This window comes from Microbacterium paraoxydans (assembly GCF_900105335.1).
GTDB classification, from domain to species: domain Bacteria; phylum Actinomycetota; class Actinomycetes; order Actinomycetales; family Microbacteriaceae; genus Microbacterium; species Microbacterium paraoxydans.
This window is the reverse complement of record NZ_LT629770.1, coordinates 1,000,184-1,023,874: the sequence shown is the minus strand read 5'-3', so window position 1 is coordinate 1,023,874 and position 23,691 is coordinate 1,000,184. Positions and strand designations below refer to the sequence as shown.

Sequence of the window (23,691 nt, the reverse complement as noted above, 5' to 3'; positions counted from 1 at the left end):
CACCGCTCCCGCGGAAGACGACGATATACCGATGTGAACGGTCACATCGAAGGTGACCGCACGTCGCGAGGAAGATCCGTGAGCACCACAGCAACGTTGCCGACCGTGTCAGGCCCGATCCTGGAGATGCGCCGCATCACCAAGGAGTTCCCGGGAGTCAAGGCGCTCGCCGACGTCTCGATCACCGTCCGCGCCGGCGAGATCCATGCGATCTGCGGCGAGAACGGCGCCGGGAAGTCGACGCTGATGAAGGTCCTCTCGGGGGTGTACCCGTACGGCACGTACGACGGCGAGATCCTCCTGTACGGCCAGGAGCAGCGCTTCAAGGACATCGCGGCCAGCGAGCAGGCCGGCATCGTCATCATCCACCAGGAGCTCGCGCTCATCCCGGAGCTCTCGGTCACCGAGAACATCTTCCTCGGCAACGAGATCCGTCGCTTCGGCCGCATCGACTGGCAGGCACAGAAGGAGCGCACCATCGAGCTCCTCGCCCGCGTCGGTCTGGACGAGGACCCGGACGTGCCGATCAAGACCCTCGGCGTCGGCAAGCAGCAGCTCATCGAGATCGCCAAGGCGCTGAACAAGGACGTCAAGCTGCTCATCCTCGACGAGCCCACCGCCGCTCTCAACGAGAACGACTCGCAGCACCTCCTCGACCTGATCCTCGGGCTCAAGGCCAAGGGCATCGCGTCGATCATGATCAGCCACAAGCTCAACGAGATCGAGCAGATCGCCGACGAGATCACGATCATCCGCGACGGCCGCACGGTGGAGACGCTGGACATCTCCCGCGGCGAGATCAACGAGGACCGCATCATCCGCGGCATGGTCGGCCGATCGCTGGAGAGCCGCTACCCGGACCGCACGCCGGAGATCGGCGAGGTGTTCTTCGAGGTCAAGGACTGGTGGGTCCAGCACCCCACCGTGCCCGAGCGCATGGTCGTGAAGGGGTCGAGCATCAATGTCCGTCGCGGCGAGGTCGTCGGCATCGCCGGCCTCATGGGCGCCGGCCGCACCGAGCTGGCGATGAGCATCTTCGGCCGCTCCTACGGCACGTTCCTCTCCGGCACGCTCGTCAAGGACGGCCAGGAGATCGAGCTCCCCGACGTCGCCGCCGCGATCAAGCACGGCCTCGCCTACGTGAGCGAGGACCGCAAGGTGCTCGGGCTCAACCTGCTCGACACCATCAAGCGGTCGATCGTCGCGGCGAAGCTCTCCAAGATCGCGCACAACGGCGTCGTCGACTCCCGCGAGGAGTTCGCGGTGGCGGAGCGCTACCGCAAGACGCTGCGCATCAAGACCCCGTCGGTGGAGGAGGGCGTCGGCAAGCTCTCCGGCGGCAATCAGCAGAAGGTCGTGCTGGCGAAGTGGATGTTCACTGACCCCGACCTGCTGATCCTCGACGAGCCCACCCGTGGCATCGACGTCGGAGCCAAGTACGAGATCTACGCGATCATCAACGAGCTCGCCGCCCAGGGCAAGGGCGTGATCGTGATCTCCAGCGAGCTGCCCGAGCTGCTCGGCATCTCCGACCGCATCTACACCGTGTTCGAAGGCCGGGTCACCGACTGCATCCCGGCCGACCAGGCGACCCCCGAAGACCTCATGCGCAGCATGACGTCCGCGACCCAGAAAGCATCCGCATGACCACCGACTCGACCACCGCGAAGCGCGGCTTCCACTTCAAGGACATCACGAAGATGTTCGGGGGAGGGCAGTCGACCCTCCGTCAGTTCGGCATCCTCGGCAGCCTCGTCGTCATCCTCGTCGTCTTCCAGGTGCTGACGTGGATCTTCAAGGGCACCGGCCTCACGCTGTCCTCCGGCAACCTCATCAACGTCGTCAACCAGTACTCGTACATCCTGATCCTGGCGATCGGCATGGTGATGGTCATCATCATGGGGCACATCGACCTCTCGGTCGGCTCGGTGGCGGCGTTCACCGGAATCGTCGTGGCGAAGGCCATGCAGGACTGGAACCTCCCCTGGCCGCTGGGCATCCTCCTCGGTCTCGGTGTCGGCGTGCTCGTCGGCGCCTGGCAGGGGTTCTGGGTCGCCTACGTCGGGGTGCCGGCGTTCATCGTGACGCTGGCCGGCATGCTGTTCTTCCGCGGCGCGAACCAGGCGGTGGGCGACTCGCAGTCGGTACCCGTGCCGGAGGGCTTCAAGATCATCGGCGCCGGCTATCTGCCGGAGATCGCCCTGCCGCTGCCGTTCAACATCCCGACCATGCTGCTGGCGCTCGCCGGCGTCGCATGGATCGTGTTCTGGGAGATCCGCACCCGGCGCATCCAGCGCAAGATGGGCTCCGACATGGCGCCGCTCTGGGTGAGCGTGACGAAGGTCGTCCTCATCTCGGCCGTCATCCTCGTCGCCGGCTGGCTGTTCGCCACGGGGCGCGAGGGCACGAGCTTCCCGATCTCGGGCGTCATCCTCCTCGCTCTCGTCATCCTCTACTCGTTCATCACGAACAACACCGTCTTCGGCCGCCACATCTACGCGGTCGGCGGCAACCGGCAGGCCGCGCGCCTCTCGGGCGTGAAGGACCGCTGGGTCGACTTCTTCGTGATGATGAACATGTCGGTCCTGGCCTCGCTCGCCGGCATGATCTACGTCGCCAGGGCGACCGCCTCGGGCCCGCAGGACGGCAACGGGTGGGAGCTCGACGCGATCGCCTCCGTCTTCATCGGCGGCGCGGCCGTCTCCGGTGGCATCGGCACGGTGATCGGCTCGATCATCGGTGGTCTGGTGATGGCGTTCCTGAACAACGGCCTCGCGCTACTCGGCGCCGGTGCCGACGTCGTCTCCATGATCAAGGGCCTCGTGCTCCTCTTCGCCGTCGGCGTCGACGTGTGGAACAAGCAGCAGGGCCGTCCGTCGATCATCGGCTTCCTCACGCGCCGTCTCGGCCGCAAGCAGGATCCGGCCACCGACACGTTCGATCCCACGAAGACGAACTACCCCACCAGTCAGAAGTACGAAGCCCCCGCCGTCGAGGAGACGCGCGGAAAGTAAGGGCCGCGTCGCGCAACGCAGGCGCGACGGGACCTGCACACACCAGAGAAAGAGATCACATGAAGAAGATCCTTCTGTCGGCGACAGCGCTTGTCGTCGCGGGCGCATTCGCCCTCACCGGCTGCTCCTCGGAGCGCGGCGGTGACTCGGGTTCGGGGTCGGGCGAGGAGACCGCCTCGGGCTTCGACGCCGGCTCCACGATCGGTGTCGCTCTGCCGGACAAGACCTCGGAGAACTGGGTCCTGGCCGGTCAGCTGTTCACCGACGGCCTCGAAAAGGCCGGCTTCAAGGCGGACGTGCAGTACGCGCCCGCCAGCAACACGGTCGCCGAGCAGCAGAACCAGATCCAGGCGATGGTCACCGGTGGCGCCAAGGTCATCATCATCGGCGCCAAGGACGGCAAGCAGCTCACCACGCAGGTGGAGGCCGCGCGCGACGCCGGTGTCGCGGTCATCGCCTACGACCGTCTCATCGAGAACACCGACGCCGTGGACTACTACGTCGCCTTCGACAACTTCGAGGTCGGCAAGCTCCAGGGCCAGGCGTTGCTCGACGGGCTCGCCGAGCGCGCGGATCACGAGGCGCCGTACAACATCGAGCTGTTCTCGGGCTCGCCGGACGACGCCAACTCGGCGGTGTTCTTCAACGGGGCGATGGAGGTGCTGCAGCCGAAGATCGACGACGGCACGCTGAACGTCGTCTCCGGGCAGACCGAGATCTCCCAGACGGCGACCGAGGGCTGGAAGCCGGAGAACGCCCAGCGCCGCATGGACTCGATCCTCACGTCGAGCTACGGCTCGGAGACGCTCGACGGCGTCCTGTCCCCGAACGACACCCTCGCCCGCGCCATCATCACCTCGGCGCAGCAGGCCGGCAAGCCCGTCCCGGTCGTCACCGGTCAGGACTCCGAGGTCGAGTCGGTGAAGTCGATCATGGAGGGCGTGCAGTACTCCACGATCAACAAGGACACCGCGCTGCTCGTGGAGCAGGCCATCAAGATGGTCGGTCAGCTCCAGAAGGGCGACGAGGTCGACGTCAACGACACCGACCAGTACGACAACGGCAAGAAGGTCGTCCCGGCCTACCTGCTCCCGCCGGTCATCGTCACCAAGGAGAACGCGGCCGAGGCCTACGCCAACGTCCCGAGCCTCCTCGAGATCGTGAAGTCGTACGAGTAAGCCGTAGCGCGAACATCCGGGTTCCCAGAGAACACCGGACACGACGAGCCGTCCGGACCCTCGGGTCCGGGCGGCTCGTCGCCGTTGCGGCGCGTCACCGTCTGCCCTCAGCCGACGGGCCGCCATCGCCGCGTCGCCAGGGCGAGGAGGAGCGCCGCCATCGTCAGCGTGGCCGCGAGAGTGACGGGGGAGAGCGGACCCGCCCCGCTCGCGAGGGTCCACGCTCCCGACGCCGGTCCGATCACGGCGCCGAGGTTCAAGGCCGCCGTGGCGTAGGACCCACCCATGGTCGGGGCGCCGGAGGCGGCGTACAGCACCCGGGTGATCAGTGTGCTTCCGACGCCGAACAAGGCCATCCCCTGCACGAAGACGAGGAACAGCAGCGGTATCGGCTGCGTCGCGACCGCCGCCAGGACGATCCAGCCGCCGAGGAGCAGCGGGCCACCGACCGTGAGGAGCGCGCCGGCGTGTCGATCGGCGAACCGACCCGCGATGGTCACCCCGAGGAACGAGCCGATGCCGAACAGGACCAGCGCGAGGGGGACCGCAGCGTCGGGCAGGCCCGCGACCTCGGTGACGATCGGCGCGAGGAACGTGAAGACCGCGAAGGTCCCCGCGTTCACCAGGGCCGCCACGGTCATCGCGAGGGCCAGGCGCGGTGTCCGCAGGAGCGCGAGCTCCGCACGGAGGGCCGGTTCCTTCCGGGGGAGTGGTGCCGGAGCAGGGTCGGACTCCGTGCCCCGGATCGTCGGCGGCACGCCGTGGAGGATTCCGAGCAGTGCGGGGAGGCAGAGGAGCGCGACAGCGGCGAAGGTGGCGCGCCAGCTCAGCCCGGTGCCGAGGATGGCGCCGACAGGGACGCCGACGATGGTGGCGACGGTCGTCCCGGAGAGTAGCACCGCGAGCGCTCGTCCCGTGCGTTCGCGGGGGACGAGGAGAGCCACCGTACGCAGCGCGACGGCGAGGAAGCCCGCGTTCGCGAGGGCGCTGAGTACGCGCGTGACGAGCAGAAGCTCGAACAGGGACGTCACCGCGCCGACGGCATGGCACGCGGCGAAGAGCGCGAGGCAGGCGACGAGCGTGCGGCGTGGGGTCCAGCCGCGCGCGAACGCGGCCATGGCGGGTGCGCCGATGACCATGCCGACCGCGAAGGCGGAGGTGAGGAGGCCCGCCGTGCCGACCGGGACGTCGAGCTCGTGCGCGATCGCGGGGAGGAGTCCCGCGAGCATGAATTCGGAGGTGCCCATGACGAAGACCGCCAGGGCAAGGGCATAGAGGGGGAAAGGCATCGAGTGCTCCGAGGTGAGAGGGAAGGGGTAGCTTCTCGTCACCACGGTCAGCGCCCGGGTCACCGGCGCGCGCCCGCCGAAAGGGCGGACGAAGGGATCAGCGGTTCACGGGGCTGACGGTGTGACGGGCAGCCCCCGACCTGTCTGATTCGGGACTCGACATGCCCTCCACCATAGGGCTGATCGGTGTGCAGGCGTGATCGGTGTGCAGGCGTGATCGGTGTACCTGCGTGATCGGTGTGCAGGCGTGATCGGTGCGCTCGCGTGTTCAGCCGGTGGTGGTCCTGGCGTCGGGCCAAGACCACGGGGTTCCTCGGCGAAGGTCACGGTGTGCGGAGGCGGCGGTCGGTCGATGTAGGTCCGGCCGGTGGGGCTCGTCCACTCCAGAACACCGCCCGGCCCCTGTTCGACGTGCCACGGAGAGTGGTGTTTGAGCATGTGATGTCGTCGGCAGAAGGTCGCGAGGTTGTCGTGCACGGTCTCGCCGCCGAGCGCCGCATCGTGATTGTGATCGAGGTCGCACTTCCGCGGCGCGAGGCCGCAGCCGGGGAAGCGGCAGCGTTGATCGCGGGCCCGCAGGTGCCGGCGGAGGTCTTCGCTCGGGCGATACCGGTCGACGGCCAGCAGCGCCCCGCTGATCGGGTGGGTCAGCACCCGGTCCCAGCCGCTCGCCGCGCCGGCCAGTCGGCGGGCCGTGGCTGGATCGATCGGAACGACCCCGTCCAGCTCGGCGGCGAGGATCGGAGTACCGTCCGTCGTCCGTTCCTGCTCGCCGTGCATCAGCTCGCCGTGCATCAGCGTCAGCACCGGCACGGCGACCTCGACGCGAGCTTGAAGCTCCGAGAGCAGCCCCTCTTCCGAGTCATGGCCCGCCGGAGCGCCGGTCAGGACGAGGTCGGCGAGCAGATCCGCGCGCAGCTGATCCACGGTCCTGTCGTCGAGGATGCTCTCTTCCGACTCTCGACGCCGTGCCTGTGCGTTCTCCTCCCGCACGGCATGCGCCATCTGGGAGAGCCGGTCGTACATCCCGTGCACGAGCGCCGCGGGGCCACGCGCGCCGAGCTCGGCCATGCCGTCTTCGAGGTCGGTCACCCAAACCCGCCGCAGCTCCCGGGCGTCACGATGTCGCTCGACGAGCGTCCGCTCCTGGAACCGGTCGGCCAGTCGGCGCACGAGTCGGCGTATCCGGTTCGGAGACTCTGCAGCGGCCACCTCGATCGCCTCCGTCGCGAAACGCGAACGGTCGTCCGGGTCATCGAGTTGTGCCCCCGCCTCCACGATCACGCGTGCATGCGCGGCGCTGATCCGGCCGGCGCCCTGAGCCTCCCAGACGGCGGGGAACCGTTCGACCAGCCAGGACGCATCGGACATCCGCCGCTCGATCGTGCGGTCGCTGACGCGCTGTGCGGCCCCGATCTCCGCGGCGACCGTGCGGATCGCCATGTCTGCGCCGTCTGGGTGACGCGCCTGTCGGGCGATGTCGACCGCCAGTCGGCCGGCCATCGCGAGCAGTCCGTCGCGGGCCGCCTGCATGCTGCTCAGCGTCTTCTCCGCCGCTTCCAGCCCCTCCACCAGATCGGCGAGAATCGCCATCTGGGAGTCAGTCGCGTCGAGCAGTGCGGGCATGGCGCCAGTCCATCATCGACCACCGACATTCGAACGAAGATTCGAAGGAATCTGGCCGAAAGTCGTATCACGAAAGGATAACGACCGTGGTTGACTGGCTCCGTGCTCCTGAACGTCATCGAAGCCGGGGAGGGCGACCGTGTCGCCGTGCTGCTGCACGGCATGATGGGGTCCGCCGAGAGCTGGCACCGCGTGGTCCCGCTGCTCGTGGAACGCGGCTTCCGCGTGCTTGCGCTCGATCTGCCGGGCCACGGCCTCTCTCCGCGTGACCCGGAGCTCACGGTAGAGACGGCGGCCGATGCCGTCGTCGAGACTCTGGCGCATACGGCTCTCCTTCCGGGGGTAGGGTCCGCCGCGGGGGACAGGGCCACCGCCCCGCCCGCCGTCGCCGTCGGGCACTCCTTCGGCGCCACCGTGCTCGCCGCCGCCGCGCCCCGCCTCGACCCGGCCCTCGCGGTCTACGTCGACGCGCCGCTCGCCCTTCAGGGCGGGCAGGACCGCGCCTCTCTCATCTCGCAGTACGAGCACGACCGCCGCGCGCGTATGTCGCCCGCCGAGCTCCGCAAGCTCCGGCCCTTCTACTCCGTGGACGACGCCTCGGTCGAGGCGCGGGCGGCCGAGCGCTTCGATCCGCCGACCGCGGCCTCCGTCTCCTGCGGGGAGGACGGCCATTGGACCGCCGCGCCCGGCTCCATCGTCGTCCGCGCAGAACCCAGTGCCTGGGTCACCGACGAGGACGCGCGGCGGTTCGAGCACGGTGGGGTGACGGTGCGCAGCATCCCCGGGGCCGCCCACACGGTCTGGTACAGCCACTTCGAGGTCTTCACCGCCGCGCTGCCGGAGCTCTTCGCCCCGTCGCTGGTCTGACCGGGAGACCGTCCGACGCGGCGCGACTACCCTGGAGAGGACATGGCACATCTTCTCGGGGCCGAAGCCCTGCACCTCGAATACCCGACCCGCGTCGTCTTCGACGCCGTGACCCTCGGCATCGAGGAGGGCGACCGCATCGGCATCGTCGGCCGGAACGGCGACGGCAAGTCGAGCCTTCTCGGCATGCTCGCCGGCACGAAGGAGCCGGACTCCGGCCGCGTGACCGTCCGCGGCGGCACCCGCATCGGCGTGCTGGACCAGGCCGACACCCTCCCCGACGACATCACGATCGGCGCCGCCGTCGTCGGCGACATGGCCGAGCACGAATGGGCCGGAGACGCCCGCGTCCGCGACGTGATCGAGGGGCTGCTGACCGACCTTCCCTGGGACGCGCAGATCGGCTCCCTCTCCGGCGGTCAGCGCCGCCGCGTGTCGCTCGCGAAGCTGCTCACCGGAGACTGGGACGTCATCGCTCTCGACGAGCCGACGAACCACCTCGACGTCGAGGCGATCACCTGGCTCGCCGGTCACCTCAAGAAGCGCTGGCCCGCGAACGCCGGAGCCCTCCTCGTCGTGACCCACGACCGGTGGTTCCTCGACGAGATCTGTACCGAGACGTGGGAGGTGCACGATCGCATCGTCGAGCCCTTCGAGGGCGGCTATGCGGCGTACATCCTGCAGCGGGTCGAGCGCGACCGCATGGCGGCGGCGACCGAGGCGAAGCGGCAGAATCTCGCTCGCAAGGAGCTCGCCTGGCTGCGTCGCGGTGCCCCGGCCCGCACCAGCAAGCCCAAGTTCCGCATCGATGCGGCCAACGAGCTCATCGCCGACGTGCCCGAGATCCGTGACAAGGTCTCGCTGCAGTCGCTCGCCGTCTCGCGGCTGGGCAAGGACGTCGTCGACCTGCTCGATGTGGGGGTGACCTACCCTTCGACAGGCTCAGGGACCCACCCTTCGACAGGCTCAGGGACCCAGACTTCGACAGGCTCAGGGACCCAGGCGGGCTCAGGGACCCAGACTTCGACAGGCTCAGGGACCCAGACTTCGACAGGCTCAGGGACCGGCGGGAAGACCGTGCTCAAGGACGTGGAGTGGCGGATCGCCCCGGGCGAGCGCACGGGCATCCTCGGCGTGAACGGCGCCGGGAAGTCCACACTCCTGGGGCTCATCTCCGGCACGGTCGAGCCCACCGAGGGGCGGATCAAGCGCGGGAAGACCGTGCAGGTCCGTACGCTCACGCAGCGCCTCGACGAACTCCTGCCGCACTGGAACGACCCCGTGCGCGTGGTCATCTCGGGTCTGCGCACCTCGTACACGCTCGGCGCCGGGTCGAAGACGCAGGACCTCACGCCAGGACAGCTCCTGGAGCGACTCGGGTTCTCCTCCGCCCAGCTCTCGACGCCGGTGAAGGATCTCTCCGGTGGCCAGCAGCGTCGGTTGCAGCTGCTGCTGGTGCTGCTCGACCAGCCGAACGTGCTCATCCTCGACGAGCCCACGAACGACATGGACACCGACATGCTCGCCGCGATCGAGGACCTCCTCGACTCCTGGTCGGGCACGCTCCTCGTCGTGAGCCACGACCGGTACTTCCTGGAGCGGGTGACGGATCAGCAGTACGCGATCCTTCCCGGTCCGGACGGCGCGGGGCGCCTGCGGCATCTCCCGGGCGGCGTCGACGAGTACCTGCGCCTGCGGCAGCGCGTCGAGAGCGCCCCGGCGACCTCGACGGCGGCGTCGGCCCCCGCAGCGAGCGGTCTCGACGGCGCGGCTCTCCGGGCGGCGCAGAAGGAAGCGGCCGCCCTCGAGCGTCGCATCCAGAAGCTCACGCAGCAGGTCGACGCGGCCAAGCACGCCCTCGCCGACCATGACCAGTCCGACTACGCGGGCCTCGGCGAGCGGATGAAGGCGATCACCGCGCAGGAGGCCGAGATCGAAGAGCTGGAGCTGCGCTGGTTCGAACTCACGGAGCAGATCGGCTGACGGAGGAATATCCTTCTCCCACGACTGTTGGGAGTAGCGATGGAAGGCCTCGAAGTAACCGTCCTGCTCGGACTCACGATCCTCGTCGGAACCCTGATCGCCCCGCGCGTGCGTCTCGCGCTGCCGCTCGTCCTCGTCATCCTCGGTCTGGCGCTGGGATTCATCCCGCCGCTGCGTGAGGTCCAGCTGCCGCCGGAGACCGTGCTGCTGCTGTTCCTGCCGGTGATGCTGTTCTGGGAGAGCCTCACGACATCGCTGCGGTCGATCCGCCGCGACTTCCGCTACATCGTGCCGATGAGCACCCTCCTCGTCGTCGCCTCTGCGTTCGCGGTGGCCGGCATCGGCGTGCTGTTCGGCATGCCCTGGGAGATCGCCCTCATCCTCGGGGCCGCGGTCGCGCCGCCCGACGCCACGGCCGTCGCCGCCCTCGGCCGGCTGCTGCCGCGTCGGATGTTCATGAAGCTCAAGGCCGAGAGCCTGACCAACGACGGCACCGCGCTCGTGCTCTACGCCATCGCCGTGTCCCTCGCCCTGGGCGGCCAGGTCACGCCGCTCTCGGTCACCTGGGACGTGCTGGTGTCGTACGTGGGTGGAATCGCCGCGGGGATCGCGGTCGCGGCCCTGGCCACGCTGCTGCTGCGCCGCATCTCCTCCACCATCGTCATCAACGTCACGCTGCTGCTCGTGCCGTTCTCCGCCTTCCTGCTCGCCGAGCTCGTCCACGCATCCGGGGTGCTCGCCGTGGTCGTCGCCGGACTCATCGTCGCCTGGGTGTCGCCGCGCGTGACGACCGCGGCTTCGCGCCGGCAGGCCGACGCCGCGTGGCCGTTCGGCGTCTTCCTCCTCAACGGGGCGCTGTTCGTCCTCATCGGCCTCGAGGTGCAGTTCGTCGCGCACGAGATCTCCGCCGCCGCCATCGGCCGTCTGGTGCTCGTGACGCTCGCCGTGTGGGTGACGCTGTTCGCCGTGCGGTACGTGTTCCAGCTCCTCAACGCCCTGTTCCAGCGGCGGCCGTCCGAACGCCCGCCCCGCGGAGCCCGCTCCCGTGCCCGGCTCGTGTCCACGGTCGCCGGCATGCGCGGCGCGGTGTCGCTGGCGATCGCGCTGTCGGTGCCGACCGGTGTCCCCGAAGGGAGCATGGTGGGCGGGCGTGACGAGATCGTCTTCGTGACAGCCGGGGTGATCCTGCTCAGCCTCCTCGTGCAGGCGCCTCTCCTTCCCGCGCTCGTGCGCTGGGCGCGATTCCCGGTCGACCATGCCGAGGACGAGGAGTACGAGCTCGCCGAGCGGGCGATCTCCGGAGCAGCCCTCGCCGCGCTCGACGACCTCGCCGCGGAGCACGGCATCGGCCAGGAGGTGCGCGACCGGGTGCGTGCTGAGGGGTACCAGGCGCTGGAGTTCGCGAACGCCCGAACACTCGCGCGCGAGCAGGCGCTCATCGATGCCGAGGCCGACGCGCTGGACGAGATGCTCGGCCAGCCCGATCCCTACGGCACCGGGGGAGAGGCGCGCCCGGCGGAGGAGGAAGCAGGCGACGTCGCGGTCTCGGCCGGGACCGCCCCCGACCCCGAGGCCACGGACGGCACGACGCTGCAGATGATCGCGACCTCCGCCGACGTCGACCTCGCCCAGCGCTCGCCGCTCGTGCGGCACGAGGAACACACCCGGCTCAAGCTCGCGCTGCTCGACCGCAAGCGCGAGGTCCTGCTCGGGCTCCGCGGCGCCGGCACCGTGGACGACATGGTGGTCCGCCGGATCTCCGCCCGTCTCGACCTGGAGCAGGTGCGTCTGCAGGGCATCGAAGAGTTCGACTGACCCGATCCCGCACGGCTGTGACGCCGTGTGACATACCGATTCCGCGACAGCGCGCCCTCCTGCCTAACGTTGTCGAGTCCCGCCAGGAAGGAACCCCTCATCATGTCCCGCCGCACCACCTCCGCCCTCGCCGCGCTCGCCGTGGTCCCGCTGTTCGTCGCCCTCGCCGGGTGCGCCACCTCGTCCGACGCGGGCTCCGGCGACGGCGGCTCCGAGAACGAGACCGTCAAGATCGGTGTCGTCGGGAAGGGCGACGCGCAGTGGGCGCCCTTCGTCGAGGCCGCCGCCGACGAGGGCATCACGGTCGAGCTCGTCGACTTCGGGTCCTACGAGCAGCCGAACCCGGCGCTGACCGAGGGGGAGATCGACCTCAACCAGTTCCAGCACATCGTGTACCTCGCGGAGTACAACAACGCCTCGGGCTCCGATCTCACGCCCATCGGCTCGACCGCCATCTACCCGCTCGGCTTGTACTCGACGAAGTACGACGACGTCGACGACATCAAGAAGGGCGACACGGTCGCGGTTCCCGACGACGCGTCGAACCAGGCACGGGCGCTCAACGTCCTGCAGCAGGCGGGTCTGCTCGAGCTCAAGAGCGGCGGCACGCCGTACTCCGACCTCGCCGACATCGACGCGGACAAGTCGAAGGTGAAGGTGACGGCCCTCGAGGGTGCGCTCATCCCGACCTCGCTCCCGGATGTCGCCGCCGCGATCATCAACAACGACTTCGTCGAGGACGCCGGACTGACGTTCGACGACGCGATCGCGCAGGACGACCCGGAGGACCCGAACGCCCTCCCGTACGTCAACATCTTCGCCGCGCGTGCGGAGGACGCGGACAACGAGACGTACCAGAAGCTCGTGGAGATCTTCCAGACGAACGAGGATGTGCAGGCGGGGCTGCTCGAGTCCTCCGGCGACACCGCGGTGGCGCTGCGTACTCCGGTCGAGGACCTCGTGGCCTCGCTGGAGAAGGTTCAGAAGGACGCCGAAGAGAAGTAACCGGACGCCGGGGTGTGATCCGCCCCCTGTTCGATGAGGGAGAATCGGGTGGCGCTTCGTGCGCTGCCCGATTCTCCGTTTCCCGAGAACCAGACCGGAGCACCACATGCCGATCGTCACCCTGACGAACGTCTCCAAGACATACCCCTCCCGCAGCCAGGGCGATCGCGAGATCGTCGCCGTCGACGACGTCACCCTCTCCATCGACAAGGGCGACGTCTTCGGCATCATCGGATACTCCGGTGCGGGGAAGTCGACGCTCGTCCGTCTCATCAACGCGCTCGAGCCGGCCACCCGCGGCACCATCACGGTCGACGGCGTCGACATCACGGCGCTCAAGGAGAGCGAGCTGCGCGCCGTGCGCGGCGGCATCGGGATGATCTTCCAGCAGTTCAACCTGTTCTCGTCGCGCAGCGTCAAGGCCAACATCGCGTATCCGCTCAAGCTCGCCGGCTGGTCGAAGCCGGATATCGAGGAGCGCGTCGCCGAGCTGCTGTCGTTCGTGGGGCTCTCCGACAAGGCGAAGGCGTACCCCGAGCAGCTCTCCGGTGGACAGAAGCAGCGCGTCGGGATCGCCCGCGCGCTCGCCACCAAGCCCGCCATCCTCCTCGCTGACGAAGCGACGAGCGCGCTCGATCCGCAGACCACGCACGAGGTCCTCGACCTGCTCAAGCGCGTCAACGAGGAGCAGGGCGTCACGATCGTCGTCATCACCCACGAGATGGATGTGATCCAGACCATCGCCACCCGCGTCGCCGTCATGGAGAACGGACGGGTCATCGAGCAGGGCGACGTCTTCGATGTCTTCTCCGCCCCGCGGAATCCGGCGTCCCAGCGGTTCGTCGGCACGGTGGTGAAGGGGGTGCCCTCGCCGTCGGAACTCGCGGTGCTGCGGGACCGGCACACCGGACGCCTGGTGACCCTGTCGTTCCGCGACGGCGACTCGTCGCAGGCTCAGGTGTTCCTCGACCTCGCTTCGGCGGGTCTCGACTTCGAGCTCGTCTACGGCGGGATCAACGACATCCGGGGTCGTGCGTTCGGCCACCTCACGCTCGCCATCCGGGGTGACCGCGCGGCGATCGACACGGCGCTGGGGCGTATCGCGGAGCGGGTCGAAGTCACCGTCATCGCCGGAGAGGAGGGACGCTGATGGACCGTCTGAACGAACTGTGGCCGGAGTTCTGGCAGGCCGCGCTCGAGACCCTGTACATGACGTCGTTCGCGCTCGTGCTCGGCGGGATCCTCGGCCTTGCCGTGGGCGTCCTGCTGTACGTGACGCGCCCCGGCGGACTGATGCCGAACCGCGTCGTCTCCGGGCTCATCAACTTCGTGGTGAACTTCTTCCGACCGATCCCGTTCGTCATCTTCATGGCGGTGGCGCAGCCGTTCGCGCGCCTGGTCGTCGGCAGCGGCATCGGCACCACCGCCGGAGCGTTCATCATCGGTCTCGCGGCGGCGTTCGCGATCGGCCGTATCGTCGAGCAGCATCTCGTCTCCGTATCGCCGGGCGTGATCGAGGCGGCGCGGGCGATGGGGGCCGGGCCGTGGAGGATCCTCTTCACCGTCGCGATCCCCGAGTCGCTCGGCCCGCTCATCCTCGGTTACACCTTCATCGTCGTCGCGCTCATCGACATGACCGCGATGGCCGGACTCATCGGCGGCGGCGGGCTCGGGGCCTTCGCGCAGATCTACGGCTTCCGGCAGTTCGAGCCGCTCGTGATGTGGGCGGCGATCATCCTCATCGTGGTGTTCGTGCACCTCGTGCAGCTTCTCGGCACCCGGCTCGCGCGGAAGGTCATGCGCCGCTGAGGTCGATCAGCGTGCCGGGGCCTCCTGCAGGCTCCGGCGCGTGGTGAACGTGCGCTCCTGCCCGCTCAGCGGATCGGTGAACCGGAGCTCGCGTGCGAGGAGCTGGAGCGGGCGGGTGAAGTCGTCCGGACGCTCCGGCTGCAGCACGGGGTAGAAGCCGTCGTGGAGGATACCGAGCCCGAGGGCGGCGAGGTGCACACGGAGCTGGTGCATCTTCCCGCTGTGCGGACGGAGAAGCGTGTGCACGACGCGATCGTCGGCGGCGATGACCTCGATGAGCGTCTCGGAGTTCGGCTCGCCGTCCTCATCCACCTGCACGCACACCTGACCGCGGAGCTTCTCGATCCGGTTGCGGTAGACGAGGGGGAACCGCGACGGATCCCAGTCCGCCGGGCGTGCCGAGACCGCCTCGTACACCTTCTCCACACGGCGGTCCTCGAACAGCAGCTGGTAGGCGCCGCGGGTGGCTGGACGGGCGGAGAACATCAGCAGCCCCGCCGTGGCCCGGTCGAGGCGGTGGATGGGCGTGAGATCCGGGTTGCCGAGGCGATTGCGCAGCCGGACGAGGGCGGAGTTCTGCAGGTACTTGCCGCCCGGCGTGGTGGGGAGGAAGTGCGGCTTGTCCACCACCACCAGATTCTCGTCCTGGTGCAGGATCTCCTCGGTGAACGGGATCTGCTTCTCGACCGGAGGCTCCCGGTAGTACCAGACGAACTCCTCGGCGCCGAGAGGCGTGTCCCGGGAGAGCGGCCGGCCGTCGCGCGCGACGATCTCCCCGCGGTCGAAGCGCACGAGCAGCCGCTCCGGATCGAGGTGGAAGAATCGCTCGACCATGTAGGCGGCGACGGTGGGCCACGCACCCGTCATCGGCACGTGCAGCCGGGTCGCGCCGACCCCGTCGCGCACGGGAAGCGGGGAGGGCATGCCCATGTCTCGGCCTTCGGAGCAGGGGTCGCGGGGCTGCGACCGGGTGCTCCCAGCCTAGGCGACCGGCCAGGCCTGCCCGGGGCCCCGCGCCCCGGAACCGGTCGGGGTGTCAGCGGGTTTCGGCAGCTAGCCAGTCGTCGAAGGTCGTCGCCGCCGTTCGGGCGTCGCCCCCGGGAAGCAGCACCTCGCCCGCGAACTCGACGCCGAGCGCGGCACCCTTCCACGCGGCGCGCAGCGGAAGGTCGCGGCCCCACGCCGCGAGAGTGCGGCGCGCCATGTCGACGGCGTCCTCCGTGCGGGGTCCGGCGATGTCGAAGGAACCACCGAGCGCCGGCGACTCCGCCGCGTCGACGAGGGCGGCGGCCACGTCCGCGGGCGCGATGGGCTGCAGGAGCAGCGGGGGCACGACGCCCTCACCGTCCTCGATGCTCCACTCGGCGATCATCGCGGGGAAGTCGTGGAACTGCGTCGCCCGCACGATGGTGAACGGGACGGGGCCACGAGTGACCTCTCGCTCCTGGGCGCGTTTGCCTGCGTAGTGGGGGTTGCCGCGCACGCGATCGAGCGCCGCGATCGAGAGGGCCACGTGGTGGCCGACCCCGGCTTCGCCCTCGGCGGTGAGCAGCGTGCGGCTGAGCGTGGTGAACACCCGCTCGGCCTCGGCGACGTCGGATACCGGGGGATTCGTCGCATCGACGACCGCATCCACCCCGCGCAGCAGGGCGGGGAGGCCTTCGCCCGTGGTCAGATCGACGCCCTCGCTGCGGCTGAGCGACAGCGGATCGTGCCCCCGACGCCGGGCCTCCTCGACGACCAGCCGCCCGATCCGTCCCGTGCCTCCTGCGACCGCTATGCGCATGCCCGCTCCTTGAATCATGGATATTGTGTGTCCACAATAGGGCGGTCCCGGTACGATGGGCAAGTGAAACTCCCCGAGACCTCCGAATGGGTGCTGCACACCGTCGCGGTGATCGCCCAGCTCCCCGCCGGGTCGACGGTGTCGGGTGCGCAGCTCGCCGAGCACTTCGGCGTGCCGGGGCCGTACCTCTCGAAGCAGCTCGCGAAGCTCGTCCGCGCCGGCATCCTCACCGGAAGCACGGGGCCCCGCGGCGGCTTCCGCCTGGCCAGGGAGCCCGAGAACATCAGCGTCCTCGATCTCGTCACCGCGGTCGACGGCGCCGCCGACCCTTACATCTGCCGCGAACTCCGTCAGCAGGGGAGAGGTGCCGCCCGTCCGGAGGACTGCACCGCGCCGTGTGGACTCGCCGTCGTGATGCGCCGTGCCCACGAGGCCTGGCGGGCTTCTCTGGAGACGGTGTCGATCGCGGAGGTCGTCGGCACGCTCCCGGACACCGTCCCCGCCAAGAACCGGCGCCTCCTCCTCGGCCCCTGACCTGCCTGAACAGGACGGACCGTACCGAAGAGGACCGAGCCCGGGTCAGGTGTCGAAGCTGAGGCTCAGTTTCCGTAGCAGGGCGGCCAGCCGGTCGCGGTCGGCGCGGGAGAGGGCGCGCAGGAGGTCGGCCTCGGCGTCGACGAGCCGGGTGATCGCGGCGTCCACCCGGACCCGGCCGTCGTCGGTCAGGGTCACGAGCACGCTGCGGCCATCTGCCGGGTCGGCCTCACGGCGCACGAAGCGACGGCCGACGAGACGGTCGATGCGGTTGGTCATGGTGCCGCTCGACACGAGCGTCTGCTGCAGGAGCTGCTTGGGCGAAAGCTGGAACGGCGACCCCGCCCGGCGCAGCGCCGACAGCACGTCCCACTCCCAGGGCTCGAGGTCGCTCCTGCGGAACACCTCGCGGCGCGCGCGGTCGAGGTGCCGGGAGAGGCGGTCCATGCGGGACAGCACCTCGAGCGGGGAGAAGTCGAGGTCGGGCCGCTGCGTGTTCCACGCGCCGACGATCCGATCGACCTCATCCGCCTCGCTCATCCGTTCATTATCGCTCCCGGCGGCGTCGCGACCGCGGAGGACGCGGGGAGCAGCATCGTGAGGAACGCGCTGTGCGGGTCGGGGAGGTAGGAGCCGAACGGCGGACCCTCCCGGAAGCCGGCGGCGGCGTACATCGCCCGGGCCGGATCGAAGAAGGGGTCCCGGCCGGTTTCGAGCGACACGCAACCGATGCCGCGCGCGCCGGCGTCGTCGAGCAGATGACCGAGCATCGTCCGCCCGAACCCGCGTCCGCGGAAGGCGGGATCGGTGCGCATCGACTTCAGCTCCTCATGTCCGTCCTCGACGACCGCGAGGGCGCCCGTCGCGGCGATCCGTCCGTCGACCCGTCCCGTGAAAAACCGGACGCGTGGAGTCAGCAGCCGGTCGAGCGGAAGCGCATGCTGGCTCTCGGGCGGAGCAGTGCCGTCCATCTCCGCGTGGTGTGCGGCGATGAAGGCCGCGATCTCGGGGGTGGCGACGGTGACACGGTCGATCACGAGGCTCATCGTCCCAGCATCGCAGAGCCGTGTTTCGAGCGGATGACGAGCCCACTCGGCGTGCGCCTCACGCACAGGAAGACGGGCGAGGACGTGGCAGACTTATCGGGCGGTGCCCCGGGGGCAGCGCGGTCCGCCGTGGTGTAATGGCAGCACGACAGCCTTTGGAGCTGTGAGGTCTAGGTTCGAGTCCTGGCGGCGGAGCATGACTGAGAACAACCTCGCCGTCGTCGTCCTCGCCGCGGGCCAAGGCACGCGCATGAAGTCGCGCCTGCCGAAGGTGCTGCACCGGATCAGCGGGCGGCCTCTGGTCGGACACGTGCTGACGACGGCGACTCGGCTGCACCCGTCGCACATCGAGGTCGTCGTGCGGCACGAGCGCGATCAGGTCGTCTCCGCGCTGCGTGAGGACTACCCGGACGCCGTCTTCATCGACCAGGACGAGGTTCCGGGCACGGGCCGCGCCGTCCAGGTCGCCGTCGACGCGCTCCCCGCAGACTTCGACGGCGACGTGCTCGTGCTCTCCGGCGACTGCCCGCTGGCCGATGCCGAGACGCTCTCGACGTTCCTCGCCGAGCACCGCGCCTCCGGAGCGCCGGCGACCCTCATGACCGCCCTCGTCGACGACCCCACCGGCTACGGGCGGGTCATCCGCGATGCCGACGGCACCGTGGACCGCATCGTCGAGCAGAAGGACGCGACGGCGGAGGAGGCGGCGGTCAGCGAGATCAACGCCGGCATGTACGTCTTCCGTGCTGCCACACTGCGCACCTACCTGCCCCGGATCGGCGTGGACAACGCCCAGGGGGAGATGTACCTGACCGACGTGCCCGGCCTCGTGCGCCGGGACGGCGACCGGGTCGCGGCGTCGATCGTGTCGGACGTCGAGGTCACGTTCGGGGTCAACGACCGCGCCCAGCTCGCCGAGGTCGGCCGTCGTCTGAACGCCCGCATCGTCCGGCGCTGGCAGCTCGAGGGCGTCACCATCGTCGACCCGGCCACGACGTGGATCGACGACGACGCCACGCTCGCCCCCGACGTCACGATCCTGCAGAACACGCAGATCCTGCGCGCGACGACGATCGCCGCGGGCGCGACGATCGGACCGGACACGACTCTCGTCGACTGCGAAGTGGGAGAGGATGCGGTCGTCCGTCGCACCGACGCCACTCTGGCCGTGATCGGCGCCGAGGCGACCGTGGGCCCGTTCTCCTACCTCCGCGCCGGCACCGTGCTCGGCCCGAAGGGCAAGATCGGCGCCTACGTCGAGACGAAGAACGCCGAGATCGGCGAGGGGAGCAAGGTGCCGCACCTGTCGTACGTGGGCGATGCGACGATCGGCCGTGGCGTCAACCTCGGCGCGAGCACCATCACGGCGAACTACGACGACGTCAACAAGCACCGCACGGAGATCGGCGACGAGGTGCACACCGGCTCGCACACGGTGCTGGTCGCGCCCGTTAGGCTTGGTCCTGGTGCGAAGACCGGCGCCGGCGCCGTCGTCCGCAAGGACGTCCCGGCCGGTGCCCTGGCCATGAGCGTGGCCCCCCAGCGCAACATCGAGGGGTGGGTCGAGAAGAACAGAGCAGGGACGGGCGCGGCGGATGCCGCGGCCCGGGAGAATTCGGCGGAATAGGCGGAGCATGGCCCGGAAGAAGAAGACGGTCGACCTGGATCGCGACAACGGCGTGGCCCCCGGCCTCGTCGCCAAGACGAAGAAGCGTCTGGTCATCGCTGGTGGTCGATCGCATCCCGAGCTGACGGCGGCCGTCGCCGCTTCGCTCGGCACCGAGATCGCTCCGGTCGAGCACCGCACCTTCGCCTCCGGCGAGATCTACGCGCGCTTCGAGGTCTCGATCCGAGGCTGCGACCTCTTCCTCGTGCAGACCTTCGGGGAGCCGGTCAACGAGTGGCTCATGGAGACGCTCATCATGATCGACGCCGCCAAGCGCGCTTCGGCCAAGCGCATCACCGTCGTCGCGCCGTACTATCCGTATTCGCGTCAGGACAAGAAGGGCCGTGGCCGTGAGCCCATCAGCGCCCGCCTCGTCGCCGATCTGCTGAAGACGGCAGGCGCCGACCGCGTGATGAGCGTCGACCTGCACGCCGCCCAGATCCAGGGCTTCTTCGACGGCCCCGTCGACCACCTGTTCGCCAAGCCGGTGCTCCTGGACCACTTCGAGCGCACGCTCACGCCGGAGGACCGCGAGATCCTCACGGTCGTCTCCCCGGATATGGGGCGCGTTCGCGTCGCCGACACCTGGTCGGACAGCCTCGGCGCGCCGCTCGCGATCATCCACAAGCGCCGCGACCCGAAGGTCGCCAACCAGGTCTCCGTGCACGAGATCGTCGGCACCGTGGAGGGACGCACCTGTCTCCTCGTCGACGACATGATCGACACCGGCGGCACGATCGTCAAGGCGGCGCAGGCGCTCAAGGCGAACGGCGCGCACCGCGTGATCGTCGCGGCGACCCACGCGATCTTCAGCGACCCGGCCTCCGAGCGGCTGCAGGACGCGGCGATCGACGAGGTCGTCGTCACGGACACCATCCCGCTCTCCGCGTCGCGTCGTTGGGAGAACCTCACGGTGCTGCCGATCGCGCCGCTGCTCGCGCGGGCGATCCATGAGGTCTTCGAAGACGGCTCCGTCACGAGCATGTTCGGCGGAGACGCGTAACTCATCGGGACGGCACAGCCCGTGCATAGCCGGGCTGCTTACGGTCGAGTCATCGACGGAAGAGTCGACCGACGACGACCACGGAGGACCCCATGATCCGCACGACCGTTCCGACCTCTGTCCGCACCGGCACTGCCCTCCTCGGGGTCGCAGGGCTGTTCGTCCTCGCGGGATGCTCGTCGACCGGCGACGCCGCAGACACCTCGACCGGCACCGACGAGACCGCGGGGTCGAGCTCCTCGTCCTCGTCGAGCGGGGGTGACGCCTCCGGCACCTACACCGACGGCACGTACACCGCCGACGGCTCGTACCAGACCCCGGAGACGGTGGAGGAGATCACCGTCACGCTCACCCTCGCCGACGGCGTCGTGACGGAGGTCGAGGTGACCGGCGACCCGAAGGCTCCGGAGACCGAGCGGTACCAGGGCGAGTTCATCGACGGGATCGCCGACGAGGTCGTGGGGAAGCCGATCGACGAGCTGAACGTCAGCCGCGTCGCCGGGTCGTCGCTCACGAGCGGCGGCTTCAACGACGCCGTGGCCTCCATCAAGGAGCAGGCCGCCGCCTAGGCGCGAGGCGTCCTCATGGGGGAGTGGCGATTCGAGGCGATCGGCACCGGGTGGGAGATCGAGACCGGTGCCCCGCTCACGGATGACGTCCGCGCGTCCGTGACGGCCGAGATCGAGCGCTTCGATCGCCTCTGGTCCCGCTTCCGCGACGACTCCGACGTGGTGCGTCTCGGCCGGTCGGGCGGCTCGCTGACCGCTCCGGACGCGGGGCCGATGCTCGGTGCCTATCGCGAGCTCGATGCCGCGACGGCCGGTGCGGTGAACCCCCTGGTCGCCGACAGCCTGGAGGCCCTGGGCTATGACGCCGCCTACTCGCTGCGGGCGGGGGAGCCCCGCCCCGCTCCCGCCTCCTGGACGTCCCGGCTGACCTGGGCGGCGGACACGGTCGAGGCACACGAGCCCGCCCTCCTCGACGTGGGCGCCCTCGGCAAGGGGCGTCTCGTCGATCGCGTGATGGCGGTGCTGGCCGACGTTCCCGGGGACGTGGTCGTGGATGCCGGCGGAGACATCCGGGTGCGCGGCGCCGGCGTGCGCGTCGCTCTCGAGCACCCGTTCGATGCGCGGAAGGCGATCGGCGTGGTCGAGATCACCGACGGCGCGCTGTGCGCCTCGGCCGTCAATCGACGGGCCTGGGGCGAGGGCCTCCACCACGTGCTCGATGCGCGGACGGGACGGCCCGTCCGCACCTGGGCCGCGACGTGGGCTCTCGCCCCGGTGGCGATGACGGCGGATGCCGTGGCCACCGCGCTGTTCTTCGACGGCGGCCCGGAGCTGGCCGCCCGCTGGGGCGTCGAGTGGGTGCGCATGACCACCGACGGCCGTGTGCAGCGCTCGCCCGGTTGCCACGCCGAGCTCTTCACCGCGGCACCCGCCGCTGCTGCCGGAACCCGGGGAGACAGGAACCCATGACCACCGCCTTCGCCGCCGCCCGCCAGCGCGTCCTCGCCGTCCTCGGCGCGCTGTCGATGTACCGCCTCGTGCTGTTCGCGCTGACGGCACTGGCCATCATCGCCCTCGTGCTGTCCCTGTTCGGGGTGATCGTGTCTCCGACGCCGGGGGAACTGGTGGCGTCCTTCCTCGTGCTCGCGGTCGTGATCTCGGCCGTGGACGCGGTCGCGCAGCGCCTGCTCCGCCTGCCCTGGCGCGTGGAGTCCTCACTCGTCACGGCCCTCATCCTCCTGTTCGTGCTGCGTCCCGGCATCGAGCCGTCGGCGCTGCTCGGCCTCGCCATCGCGGGCGCGGTGGCCAGCGTGTCCAAGTACCTCATCGCCTGGCGAGGGCGGCACATCTTCAACCCGGCGGCGTTCGGTGCCGCGGTCGTGTCGATCCTGGGGGCGTTCGGGGCGTTCAGCTGGCTCGGTACCTCGTCCTCCTGGTGGGTCGGCACCCCGGTTCTCGTGATCCCCGTCGTCCTCCTCGGGCTCGCCGTGCTCTGGCGTACGGAGAAGGTCGGGGTCGTCCTGCTCTTCCTCGTCGTCGCCGTCGCCACCTCGATCGTGCGGCAGGCGGTGCAGGCCGTGCAGTTCGACGTCTCCTTCGACGTCGTGACGGCGCTGTCGTTCGCGGTGCTCCAGTCGCCGTTCCTTTTCCTCGGCGCGTTCATGCTGTCGGAGCCCTTGACGCTCCCGCCGCGTCGTCGGCAGCAGCTCGTCGTCGCCGTCGTGGTGGGCGTACTCGCGGGGTGGCCGATCTCGGTGGCCGGTCTGTTCACGCTCGGACAGGAGCGCGCTCTGCTCATCGGGAACCTCGTGGCCTTCGCGTTCGCGCTCCGCGGGTCCGTGCGTCTCGTCCTGGAGAGCCGCGCCTCCGTGACGCCGACTGCCCAGGAGCTCACCTTCCGGGCGAAGGGCCGCGTGCGGTTCCTCCCCGGGCAGTATCTCGAGCTCGACGTGCCGCACCGACGGCCGGACGCGCGCGGGACGCGCCGCGAGTTCAGCATCGTGTCCGCTCCGGCCGACCTGCCGATCCTCCGCATCGCGTACAAGAACGGCGACCAGCAGCACCCGTCGAGCTACAAGCGGGCTCTCGCGGCAGCCGAGCCCGGTGCGACGTTCGCGGTGACCGGAACCTGGGGCGACTTCATCCTCCCGCGCGGTGAGCAGCCGGTGCTCATGGTCGCGGCCGGCATCGGCGTGACCCCGTTCGTGTCGCAGCTCCGGCAGCTCCAGGCGACGGGGGAGCGGCGCGACATCGTCCTCGTCTACGTGGCGTCCTCGGCGGAGGAGCTCGCCTTCCGCGACGAGCTCGCCGCGACGGGTGTGCGCACCGTCGTGTTCACCCGCGACGAGCCGGACGACCTCCCCGCGCACTGGACCTGGGCGCAGGGGGCCCGTCTGGACACGGAGACCCTGGAGCACGCGGTGGGGGACCTCTCGGCGCGGCACGCCTTCATCTCCGGGCCGCCGCGGCTCATCGCCGACCTCGCGCCCGCGCTGCAGAAGGCCCGTTCGCTCACCACCGACGCCTTCGCCGGCTACTGACCTGACCCTCTTCCTCCCTTT

At 69.7% G+C, this 23,691-nt stretch carries 21 protein-coding genes and 1 tRNA gene; 16 read left to right on the top strand and 6 right to left on the bottom strand.

Annotation, left to right across the window (positions count from 1 at the left end; all coding sequences use genetic code 11):
- The first annotated feature begins 33 nt into the window (after positions 1–33).
- From mmsA to BLU02_RS05120, 3 genes are read left to right on the top strand one after another with little or no spacing between them, the layout of a single operon-like run.
- Positions 34–1,647 (top strand): multiple monosaccharide ABC transporter ATP-binding protein, encoded by a 1,614-nt coding sequence (gene mmsA, locus BLU02_RS05130; protein WP_456264860.1) that lies wholly within the window; start codon positions 34–36, stop codon positions 1,645–1,647.
- On the top strand, positions 1,644–3,014 hold the full coding sequence (gene mmsB, locus BLU02_RS05125; protein WP_025105620.1) for a multiple monosaccharide ABC transporter permease: 1,371 nt from the start codon (positions 1,644–1,646) through the stop codon (positions 3,012–3,014). Before mmsA ends, mmsB begins: the two co-directional genes overlap by 4 nt.
- A gap of 59 nt (positions 3,015–3,073) precedes the next feature.
- The gene (locus BLU02_RS05120; protein WP_060922920.1) at positions 3,074–4,192 is read left to right on the top strand and encodes a substrate-binding domain-containing protein; all 1,119 of its coding nucleotides are present in this window, start codon (positions 3,074–3,076) and stop codon (positions 4,190–4,192) included.
- A gap of 107 nt (positions 4,193–4,299) precedes the next feature.
- Here BLU02_RS05120 and BLU02_RS05115 read toward each other — a convergent pair whose 3' ends face one another.
- On the bottom strand, positions 4,300–5,481 hold the full coding sequence (locus tag BLU02_RS05115) for a Cmx/CmrA family chloramphenicol efflux MFS transporter (RefSeq protein ID WP_060922921.1): 1,182 nt from the start codon (positions 5,479–5,481) through the stop codon (positions 4,300–4,302).
- A gap of 105 nt (positions 5,482–5,586) precedes the next feature.
- Complete coding sequence (locus tag BLU02_RS05110; protein ID WP_060922922.1) at positions 5,587–7,107, bottom strand: HNH endonuclease signature motif containing protein; 1,521 nt, start codon at positions 7,105–7,107, stop codon at positions 5,587–5,589.
- Positions 7,108–7,209: 102 nt separating this feature from the next.
- Here BLU02_RS05110 and BLU02_RS05105 point away from each other — a divergent pair, with 102 nt between their 5' ends.
- The 6 genes from BLU02_RS05105 (at position 7,210) to BLU02_RS05080 (ending at position 14,586) form a co-directional block, all read left to right on the top strand.
- The gene (locus BLU02_RS05105) at positions 7,210–7,974 is read left to right on the top strand and encodes an alpha/beta fold hydrolase (RefSeq protein ID WP_060922923.1); all 765 of its coding nucleotides are present in this window, start codon (positions 7,210–7,212) and stop codon (positions 7,972–7,974) included.
- Between the two features lie 42 nt (positions 7,975–8,016).
- The gene (locus BLU02_RS05100; RefSeq protein WP_083370896.1) at positions 8,017–9,957 is read left to right on the top strand and encodes an ATP-binding cassette domain-containing protein; all 1,941 of its coding nucleotides are present in this window, start codon (positions 8,017–8,019) and stop codon (positions 9,955–9,957) included.
- A gap of 39 nt (positions 9,958–9,996) precedes the next feature.
- Entirely contained in the window at positions 9,997–11,772 is a 1,776-nt protein-coding gene (locus tag BLU02_RS05095; RefSeq protein WP_060921470.1) for a Na+/H+ antiporter, read from the top strand.
- Positions 11,773–11,874: 102 nt separating this feature from the next.
- A complete protein-coding gene (locus BLU02_RS05090; protein WP_060921471.1) occupies positions 11,875–12,777 on the top strand; it encodes a MetQ/NlpA family ABC transporter substrate-binding protein in 903 nt (300 codons plus the stop codon).
- A 106-nt stretch (positions 12,778–12,883) separates the two neighbouring features.
- Positions 12,884–13,927 (top strand): methionine ABC transporter ATP-binding protein, encoded by a 1,044-nt coding sequence (locus BLU02_RS05085; RefSeq protein WP_060921472.1) that lies wholly within the window; start codon positions 12,884–12,886, stop codon positions 13,925–13,927.
- On the top strand, positions 13,927–14,586 hold the full coding sequence (locus BLU02_RS05080; protein ID WP_025105629.1) for a methionine ABC transporter permease: 660 nt from the start codon (positions 13,927–13,929) through the stop codon (positions 14,584–14,586). The genes BLU02_RS05085 and BLU02_RS05080 overlap by 1 nt, the downstream gene beginning before the upstream one ends.
- Before the next feature lie 6 nt (positions 14,587–14,592).
- Here the strand turns inward: BLU02_RS05080 and BLU02_RS05075 are convergent, their stop codons facing one another.
- The gene (locus tag BLU02_RS05075; protein ID WP_060921473.1) at positions 14,593–15,516 is read right to left on the bottom strand and encodes a pseudouridine synthase; all 924 of its coding nucleotides are present in this window, start codon (positions 15,514–15,516) and stop codon (positions 14,593–14,595) included.
- Between the two features lie 106 nt (positions 15,517–15,622).
- The gene (locus BLU02_RS05070; RefSeq protein ID WP_060921474.1) at positions 15,623–16,372 is read right to left on the bottom strand and encodes an SDR family oxidoreductase; all 750 of its coding nucleotides are present in this window, start codon (positions 16,370–16,372) and stop codon (positions 15,623–15,625) included.
- Positions 16,373–16,435: 63 nt separating this feature from the next.
- Here BLU02_RS05070 and BLU02_RS05065 point away from each other — a divergent pair, with 63 nt between their 5' ends.
- Entirely contained in the window at positions 16,436–16,906 is a 471-nt protein-coding gene (locus tag BLU02_RS05065) for an RrF2 family transcriptional regulator (protein WP_060921475.1), read from the top strand.
- A gap of 45 nt (positions 16,907–16,951) precedes the next feature.
- Here BLU02_RS05065 and BLU02_RS05060 read toward each other — a convergent pair whose 3' ends face one another.
- Both BLU02_RS05060 and BLU02_RS05055 read right to left on the bottom strand, forming a co-directional pair.
- Positions 16,952–17,446, bottom strand: coding sequence for a MarR family winged helix-turn-helix transcriptional regulator (locus BLU02_RS05060; RefSeq protein ID WP_025105633.1), 495 nt, complete (start codon positions 17,444–17,446; stop codon positions 16,952–16,954).
- Entirely contained in the window at positions 17,443–17,952 is a 510-nt protein-coding gene (locus BLU02_RS05055) for a GNAT family N-acetyltransferase (RefSeq protein WP_060921476.1), read from the bottom strand. Before BLU02_RS05055 ends, BLU02_RS05060 begins: the two co-directional genes overlap by 4 nt.
- 123 nt (positions 17,953–18,075) lie before the next feature.
- On the opposite strand from BLU02_RS05055, the gene BLU02_RS05050 reads away from it, so the two are divergent.
- The 6 genes from BLU02_RS05050 (at position 18,076) to BLU02_RS05025 (ending at position 23,670) form a co-directional block, all read left to right on the top strand.
- Positions 18,076–18,147 (top strand) — tRNA-Gln (locus tag BLU02_RS05050).
- A gap of 1 nt (position 18,148) precedes the next feature.
- Entirely contained in the window at positions 18,149–19,579 is a 1,431-nt protein-coding gene (glmU, locus tag BLU02_RS05045; protein ID WP_060921477.1) for a bifunctional UDP-N-acetylglucosamine diphosphorylase/glucosamine-1-phosphate N-acetyltransferase GlmU, read from the top strand.
- A gap of 7 nt (positions 19,580–19,586) precedes the next feature.
- Positions 19,587–20,621, top strand: a complete 1,035-nt coding sequence (locus tag BLU02_RS05040; RefSeq protein ID WP_025105636.1) for a ribose-phosphate diphosphokinase — start codon at positions 19,587–19,589, stop codon at positions 20,619–20,621.
- 92 nt (positions 20,622–20,713) lie between these two features.
- Positions 20,714–21,190 carry an FMN-binding protein gene (locus BLU02_RS05035; protein WP_060921478.1) on the top strand — a complete coding sequence of 159 codons (477 nt, stop codon included), beginning with the start codon at positions 20,714–20,716 and terminating at the stop codon, positions 21,188–21,190.
- Positions 21,191–21,205: 15 nt separating this feature from the next.
- The gene (locus BLU02_RS05030; RefSeq protein WP_060921479.1) at positions 21,206–22,099 is read left to right on the top strand and encodes an FAD:protein FMN transferase; all 894 of its coding nucleotides are present in this window, start codon (positions 21,206–21,208) and stop codon (positions 22,097–22,099) included.
- Positions 22,096–23,670 (top strand): FAD-dependent oxidoreductase, encoded by a 1,575-nt coding sequence (locus BLU02_RS05025; protein ID WP_060921480.1) that lies wholly within the window; start codon positions 22,096–22,098, stop codon positions 23,668–23,670. Before BLU02_RS05030 ends, BLU02_RS05025 begins: the two co-directional genes overlap by 4 nt.
- The last annotated feature ends 21 nt before the right edge of the window (positions 23,671–23,691 follow it).